5 protein-coding genes are annotated in these 8,301 nt (G+C 65.5%); 1 reads left to right on the forward strand and 4 read right to left on the reverse strand.

Features of this window, described 5'->3' with window-relative positions:
• Positions 1-169 precede the first annotated feature (169 nt).
• Positions 170-496, reverse strand: coding sequence for a hypothetical protein (locus tag MCHLDSM_RS18655; RefSeq protein ID WP_131722657.1), 327 nt, complete (start codon positions 494-496; stop codon positions 170-172).
• Positions 497-1,494: 998 nt separating this feature from the next.
• Here MCHLDSM_RS18655 and mobF point away from each other — a divergent pair.
• The gene (gene mobF, locus MCHLDSM_RS18660; RefSeq protein ID WP_048471457.1) at positions 1,495-4,323 is read left to right on the forward strand and encodes a MobF family relaxase; all 2,829 of its coding nucleotides are present in this window, start codon (positions 1,495-1,497) and stop codon (positions 4,321-4,323) included.
• A 497-nt stretch (positions 4,324-4,820) separates the two neighbouring features.
• On the opposite strand, the gene MCHLDSM_RS39530 is transcribed toward mobF, so the two are convergent.
• The 3 genes from MCHLDSM_RS39530 to MCHLDSM_RS36270 all read right to left on the reverse strand — a co-directional run.
• Positions 4,821-5,816 (reverse strand): EspK C-terminal domain-containing protein, encoded by a 996-nt coding sequence (locus MCHLDSM_RS39530; RefSeq protein WP_234714110.1) that lies wholly within the window; start codon positions 5,814-5,816, stop codon positions 4,821-4,823.
• 1,538 nt (positions 5,817-7,354) lie between these two features.
• Positions 7,355-7,843: a hypothetical protein gene (locus tag MCHLDSM_RS36265; RefSeq protein WP_234714111.1), complete on the reverse strand. Its 489-nt coding sequence runs from the start codon at positions 7,841-7,843 to the stop codon at positions 7,355-7,357.
• A 211-nt stretch (positions 7,844-8,054) separates the two neighbouring features.
• Positions 8,055-8,301 (reverse strand): hypothetical protein (locus MCHLDSM_RS36270; protein ID WP_048471459.1); only part of this gene is annotated, 247 nt, incomplete at its 5' end.

Below are 8,301 nucleotides of genomic sequence, written 5' to 3' on the forward strand. Positions count from 1 at the left end.
CTGCAGATACCTATAGCCCTCGCCACTCGGCAGTGACCACCGAGACCAAGGGCGTGATTAGCCGGTGCCAGGTGGGTCCCAGTCAGGCCGTCATCGTGGTCCCAGATCGGGTTGACACAGCCACCCAGCGGTCGATGTCCTCGATGGAAACGGTCATGCGGCCCGAGGATTAGGATCTGATATCGGGCCGGATCTGGTTACCCGCCGCCTGCACTTCAGCCCCGTTGTTCGTATCGGTGGTCACGTAGGCCGTGGCGCTGGTCCGAAGGCCCGTGCTGTGGTCGACCATCCGCGCGAAGAGCGCTGTGCTAACGGCCTGCCATTTCGCGACTGTGCTGATCAACACGGCTGCTGAGCCCGCCGGGAGTCCACGCTGCGCGCCCTCGATCCGGCCATCAGCGCTTGCGTGCTTCACCCGGACAGTGTCCGCATGCATGTCCACGGTCGCAGCGGACAGATGCAGATCTTCCGGAACCACGCGAACAGTGTTCGGCACGACCCCTCCCTCGTGGCGGCTGTGATGGCTCATCCGACGTTACCGTGAGCAAGCAGACCCTCGGCGCAGCAATTTCACTTGGCCTGCCTTTGCGATTCGCTCGAAGCGAACCGGGGCCCATCAGCGCCTCCACTAAACCCAGCGTGATTCGCAGCGACGACTTGATTTAGGCCCTATTTCGGCGCTCACGGAGCTCAGCTATGCCGTCAAATCGTTCCCGGATAGAAGGCCTTGACTCTGGCGCCACCGGGTGGCGCGGAGGCGGCACGCTGCGGGATCGACGCTGGCCGGTGAGCTGGAGGTGGGCGATCTGTATCCCGGCGTGAGTGACGCTGAACGTCTGGCCTGGACGGCCATTTGTTAGCGCGGCCGCGCATTGGTCACACAGCTCATGGATAGGCGGCGAGATATTCACGACCGTGACGATAGATCGGAAAGTGATCCAGGAGCTGCATGCCGTATTCGTGTCGCCGCGATGGTACGCAAGTGCGGCAGCTTGCTCCTTGGCGTGTTAGCTAGCATGTGACTTCCCGCGGCACTCGGTCAGAGACTTAGTCGTGTCTGACCGCGGCGATGGTTGGCACCGCCCGTAATGACGGCGCATCGGAGTCAACCGTAGTGGTGCTCCACCAACCCAGTATTCGTGCGTCGACGCGGTCGTGCCGGCGACGCGAAGACAGTCCGTCCTAGCTGCCCGCAATGTGCGGGCTCCCGGGTCGTCACGTTCCTCAACAACACACCTCCAGGTCTCAAAACCTCAATCAATACTCCTCAACGCAACTTCAAACAGTCCTACCGAACCTGAACCCTTCATGGTCCATAGCCCACTACCAATGCTTCCAAGCCAACCATCAAACCCTCTGTCTCCCAGGCAGATACAGACCGGCACATTGGCACAAGGTGTGCAATACTCGGTTTCGGGCGCTGGCGCGCCCGAACCCCGGCCGCCTGGCGGCGGCCTGTCGGGCTTGGTGAGGTGGTCTGGTGGCGGTGGGCGCGTGCTGACGATCTCGCGGCTGTCGCGCTGGAGCATCGGCTACTACAACGACACCGCTAATCAGGCCCGCCAGGCCTCGATGGACCGCCAAGCCGCCGGCGGCGGCCTGGGCGAGTACTACTCCGAAGGCGACACCCGGGTCCCGACGTGGATCGTCGTCGGGGACAAGAGCGCGGTCGGTGAGGCCACCGGATTGAACGGCGCTGCGCTCGATGGCGGGTTTGCTGACACCGAGGTAGCGGCGCGGTGGCTCGACGACGGGGTGACCCCGAATGGGGAGGTGGGGCGTGCGTTCGGGACCAACGGGGTGCACGGGTTTGACCTGATGTTCGCCGCGCCCAAGAGTGTGTCGCTGCTGCGGTCGCTGACCGATGACGTGGCCGAGAAGGTCATGCAGAACGCCCACGTCAATGCCGTCGAAGCCGCGATGACCTACCTGCATGAGCACGCTGGGTACACGCGGGTGCACAACCGGGTCACGGGGATGAAGGATCTGCAGCGGCTGCCCGGGCTGGTGGGGATTGCCTATCAGCATGAGACGAGCCGGTGTGGGGACCCGCATCTGCACACCCATGTCATCGTGCCGAATCGACAGGTCAGGGCTGATGGTCGGTTGGTGTCGATTGATTCCAAGTCGCTGTATCACGAAGCCAAGGCCGCCGGGATCATCTACCAGGCCACGCTGCGTCACGAGCTGCACGCCGAGCGGGGCTTCGAATGGCAGCCCGTCGATGAACATTCCGGCATGGCTGAGATCGCCGGCGTCACTCCCGCAAGCATTAAGGCGTGGTCGCAGCGGTCGACGCGGCTGCGGGAATGGGCCAAGGACAACCTGGTGGTCGTCGACGGTGAGCCGACCGCCGCGCAGTTGGCGACCGCGCAGAAAGCCACCCGGCCCACCAAACCCGAGCAGCTCGCCTGGGAAGAACTCAAACAGTTGTGGCGCGCAGACGCGCGCGGTCTCGACTTAGACCGCGACGCGCATTTCGCCGCGCGCGATGCGCGGCGCACACACGCACACTCCGGTCAAGCGCGCATCGCTGCCGCGCTAGCGCGCATCGACAAGGCTGCGTTCACCCGCGCGGATGTCGTCGAACTGATCGGCGCGGTCATCCCCTACGACGAAACCCCTGGTGAAGGCCTCGATGTGCGGGCGCACATCGAGAACATCGCCGAGCGCATCGGTCTGCGCGTGAGCGCACCGCGCACCGCACATGAGCGCGAAGGACACGAGAAATACACCCTCACCGCGCTCGTCGACGAGGAGATGCGCACCCTGGACGCTGCCAGCGCCACCGATGGCCGTGCGCGCTTGGATGTGCGCTCGAGCGAGCTGGCCGCGCTGTCGGCCGATCAGGCGCGCGCGGTGGCCGCGATCGGGACGTCACCGTGGCTGGTCAATCCGCTCTCCGCGCCCGCCGGCGCCGGCAAAACCCACTCCCTGCAAGCCCTGCGCACCGCCGCCCACCGCGCCAACAAAGAGGTGCTGGTGCTCGCCCCGACCGGGACCGCGGTCGATCAAGCGCTGGCGGACGGCGCCGGCGATCACGGGATGACCCTCGACAAAGCTCTCCACCAGCTCGACACCGGCGCCCTGGCCCTCGATGACCGCACCGTGGTGATCGTCGATGAGGCGTCCATGGTTGCCACCCCCAAGCTGCGCCAACTGCTGGAGACCGCCACCACTGCCCGCGCGAAAACCGTGCTCGTCGGGGACCCTTATCAACTCGCCCCGGTCAAAGCCCGCGGCGGCATGTTCGACCAACTCTGTGCCGAGCTGCCTTGGACTCAGCGGCTTTCGCAGGTGTGGCGCATGCACGACCCGGCCGAACGCGACGCCTCCCTGGCGATCCGCAATGGGCGCGGCAACCGGCTGCGCAGAGCGGTCGGCTGGTACCGCAGCCACGGCCGTCTGCATACCGGCGATCAGGTCAGCATGGCCGCCGACGCGATGGCTGCCTACCTCGATGACCGTTCCGCCGGAAAGAACGCCCTGCTTGTCTGCGACACCTGGGATATCGCCGATGCGCTCAACCAGCGCCTCCACGACACCCTCACCACTGAGGGACCTACTGCTCAGGTGGCCCGCGACCAAGAGGTGCGGGTCGGCGACATCATCGTCAGCCGCGACAACGACCCCACCATCACGGTGCACCGCGGCTCCCACCATCGTGAGGGCCAGACCGTCGATCAGGTGCGCAACGGCAATCGGTGGCGGGTAGCCGGCGTCGACGAAAAATCTAACCGGGTCGCCGCCGAACGGCTCACCGACAAAGCCCGCGTCCTGTTCGACGGCGCTTACCTACGCCAGCACGTTCACCTCGGATACGCCGTCACCGTGCACGCCGCGCAAGGCGTCACCGTCGATACCGCCCACACCGTGCTCGGCGAGACCGCTTCCCGCGCCCAGGCCTACGTCGGGCTCAGCCGCGGCCGCCAGACCAACCACGCCTACCTTTACACCCGTTTCAGCGGCGAAGCCGACCACGAACACAGCGCCCCCACGGCGGGGATGCATATCGCCCGTCGCGGCACTAAACACACGGCCGCACACGCACTCCAGACGATCCTGGCCAACGACGACCGCCCCTGCACCATGCACGCCGAAGCCCAACACACCGCCCGCGAACACCTCCCCGACATCATCGGCCATGTCCTCGACCTCCACGAACAACGCCGCGGCACCTGGCAGGCCGCCTGGCGCGACCACACCCGCACCCAAGAGAGCCGCCAACAGGCCTACGAACGCTTACGCGCCGGACTGGAACGCAGCACCGAACGATCACGATCGCGCTCCCGCGGCCGCGACGTCGGCGGCCTCGAACTCTAAGAAGCGTCAGCCGACTGGTGGCGCCCACGCACGCGTGGAAACTGCTACGCGAGAGGCCATTTCAATTCGCAGCAGCGGAAGTGAGCTCTCTGTCCATTGCAGAATCGTCTCCAATGCCGACTTGCGAGTCGATTCGGCCGTCCCTTGATTGGCGTGCCGCGCCTCTTCGCATCGACGGATCGAGTCGCTAAACGCGGCGCGTACCGTTGCCGCCCACTCCGGGGCCAACCACGCCGGTAGTGCCGCCAGCACCCAACCGGGCGTGGCCTCAAAAGTGGCTTCCTCGGCTGGTGTGAACGCCCGCGGACAATCACGACTGGCAAGGGACTCGGCGACCATGCGAGACACCAGCATGTCCTTCGCGCTCGCTGCTGCTACCCGAGCCAGAACACCACGCTCATCGGCGCCAGCCCAGGTCATCGCCGCGGCGGCCGCGGAAATTGTGACCTCGGCGGCCTGCTCCAGCCGCCCCCACGCGTCGCTGGCCGCTGGCCCAGTCACGCTGTTCCTCGCTGCCCCGCAGCGTGTGCCTGGCCGGTCCACAGTTGGCGCTCGGCCGCGACGTGGTGAGCCAGATACACGACCTCGCGGTGATCGGGGACGCCGTGGCGCCACAACAACAGCAACTCCGCGAGCCGGGCCAGATTGTGCTGCACTCGCGCGTACGACGACGCTTCAGTGTCGGTGCCGATCCGGCCGGGCCGCTGCCCCGAGCTGTCGGTGATCGCCATCGGTAGCACGGCACTAGCGAGTTCGTCCCACTGCGATTCTGTGATGGCGGTGCCGCGGTCGAGGTGAGTGGCGATTTCGCGCAGCAGCGGCGGTATCGGCAGTGCCAGGAGTTCACTGGCCTGGGTGAACGTCACATAGGCGGTTTGGCGGGTGATCTCCAGGGACTCGCGCACATCGACCGGGGTTGCGCTGCTCAGCTGCGCATAGCTGACCGGATTGAGGGCCTGCAAGCGGTGCAGCCGGGTCTCATCCAACGGCGGCTGCACCGCACCCACCCCGGCGGGCGTATCCGTAGTCTGCATCGGGCAGTCGGCATAGTGCGGCACACCGGCCGCGCGTGCGGGTTGTGCCGATCCACCGAACCCTGTCGAAACCGCTACTGCCCACAGCTCAATATTCGGATCCAGCGCGGTCACGGACTGCGCATAGGCCACCATGGTCTGCGCCGGGTTGATCCAGCCGAACCAACGACGCCGAAAAGCATTGTCCAGACCTGCATCTGAGAACAACGACTCCACCCCTTTAGGTAGATGCACCCCCGCCGGGATGAACCCCGCGCCCTCGCCGGACGTCACTACTGTCAGGGTTTTCGCAGGTGTCTCGAACACCCCCACACACCAATCGATGGTGCCGTACTGGCGAGAAGCCCTCATCAGCTCCTCCACCAACGCGCACGCGTCGGCCAGCAACGGATCAGGCGCGGCCGATTTCGCTCCCGCCACCGCACCCGCAGCAGCCGCCGCACTTCCCGGCGCCACCACTCCGGGAGGCAGCGGTGTTCCCGGCCCACCCGCAGCCGACGACGCCGGGGCTGCTGGTGTACCAGGTGGGGCCGACGACGCAGACGCTGCAGACACCTGGCGCGGCGCAATGTCGGAGTTAAACGGCGGCAACAGACCCCCGGGCGCAAGTGCCGGTGACACCATCGGTGTCCCCACCGGCCCCCCTGGCGGCGCTGATCCGCCCGCAGACGCTGCCGGCGCACTCTGTGCCACCGGACCACCACCAGCCGGCACCGATTGCGCACCCCCAACACTCGCCACCCCGTAGGCGCCAGCCGTAGAACTCGACGGTTGCGCCGGGGGCGGGGCCACCGGCGGAGGCAGCACTGAACCACCGCCCGCCAGCCCCGCCTTGAACCCTCGTGAGAAATCAGACGGCGGCGTCGGCGTCCCTGCACTCGCCGCAGATGGCAGGCCAGCGCCCGCCGGCATCGACGACAAGCCCGCCGTCGGATTCACCCCACCAGGACCCAATCCACCGGCGCTACTGACGGGAGAAACAGACCCAGTTCCCGACAAGCCACCCGACCCCGGCATCTTCAACCCACCACCGCCAGTGCTTGCAGACGACACCCCACCGCCGCCCGCCGGTGTAGTCATCGACGCCATTGGCATCGGCGTTTCCGCCAAAGTGCCTTCTAGAGAGTCTGCGGTGGGTGGCTCGGCCTTTGGTGTGGTCCCTTCTGCGGTTGCCGGGGTAGCGGGATTCGCGCCCCCCGGGCTCTGCTCATTTGGGCTTGGCCCGTCCGATGCTGTGTCGTCGCCGGCAGCTGGTGTTTCTGAGCCGTCAACTCCCGGTTCTAACTCGGCAGCGCGTGGTGGCTGCTCTTCGCCCCGCCCGTAGCTGAAGGGTTGCGTGCTGTGCGACGTACCTGTGGGTCCGCCATCGGCGGTCGTTCCTCCGGTACCGGATCCGCTTTGTTGGCTGATTCCTTGCAGTGTCGGATTCTCGCTGCTTCCAACTGCGCCTCCCGGGTGGCCGCCTATATGGGCAGCTTGCTCGCCGATGGCGGCGGCCGTATCGGTGGCCGCTCCGAGCGCTTCGGCGGCGGCGGCGTTGATGATGGCTTCGGCCGCTGCGTAGAGTGCTGCCGCGGCGGGGCCCGCTCCCAAAGATGATGCTGCTGTGGCGAATTGTTGTTTGAGTTGGTCGATTTCTTCGTGGGCTTTACGGTCGATCTCGTCGATCCGATCTTGAGCGTGCCAGATCAGCTCAGCGCTCTCTTTGACGGCTTTGGCCATGTCACCGTATAGATCCGATTGATTGGTCACTGTCTGTGCTGTGCGGTAGCCACGCTCAGACATGGCGTCGATTGTCTGTCCGAAGTTTGAGCTGCCAAGCTCATCGACCGCCCTCCGAATCGCCGCTGCCGACGCACTGAGGTCGACGCTCTTTTGTTGAAGGGCATTCGTGGTTTCCAACCATGCTTCCGGTGAAGTCCGGGGCCACGCTGGCCCCGCAATGCGCGGCGAGTACGGCCGCGAAGGCATCGAGCGGGAACCGGCCGAGGTTGGTACTACCGCTGCCATAGTTCAACTCCTAGCGCCGCGCATACTTGAAGGGGTCCGTTGAGAGCCGCAACGCCATCTGTCCAGATTGCTCGATCAGAATCGGGTGAGGGTCCGGGGCGCAGTCCGTCGACGAACAGCCGTAGGTCGTCGATATAGCGTTGCAGCGTACGAGTCAGATATCGCGGTGGTTCGGCGTGCGCGTCGAGCACTTCCTGTGCGCGAGAGGACCAGTCCTGAGTCTTGTCAACAAAATTGGGAATTCCCGCGTTGCGTTCCGGGGAACCCGGTTCGCCTAGCCCCGTAAAATCTGTCTTGTTTCTCGAACTTTCTTTGATCAGCGGCGCGATCTCGTCGCACAGTGCCTGGTCACCCGAATCGGTGGCCCCTGTGGTTGTCGCGGGCGGTGCTGTCTCGGCCTGACTCATTTGATCGGGCTCACGGACTAATCCGATCAGAGCAACCACCAGAGCAGCGGTGGAAATGAGTACCGCCACCAATGCCAGTCGTAACGGCAATCCTCGACCGCTTCGCTGGTGAGGGGGCAGCAGTTGGGAGGCGTGTACAGGCCCCGCCCCGGGTGCGCCTGAGCTCGGGTACATGCCTCCAAGCCTAAAACCCGACACCGACGTTGGCGTGCACAAGCTTTCACGTCGTATATCGAGAGCCCTTGCAGCACTGCCGATTTAGCGCATCAGCGCAGGCACATCACGTTGAGCGCCGCCACGCGGCGTCCATAACGTCGGAATTGTTCACGTCGTTGGCGGCGTCGGCGGCGCGGTGAAGATCGTCGACCGTGATGCTGCGCGGTGCTGTTTTCCGGTCGTTGAGACCGGGCGAATCGGGGCCGGGCTGGTTCATCTGCTCGCGGATGGCAGCCACGCGAGCTGCACGTTGCGGGTCAGACAACAGTTTGGCCAGGCGGGCGCTGCCACGATCTTGGACGGTCATTCTT

Source organism: Mycolicibacterium chlorophenolicum (assembly GCF_001044235.1).
GTDB lineage: Bacteria > Actinomycetota > Actinomycetes > Mycobacteriales > Mycobacteriaceae > Mycobacterium > Mycobacterium chlorophenolicum.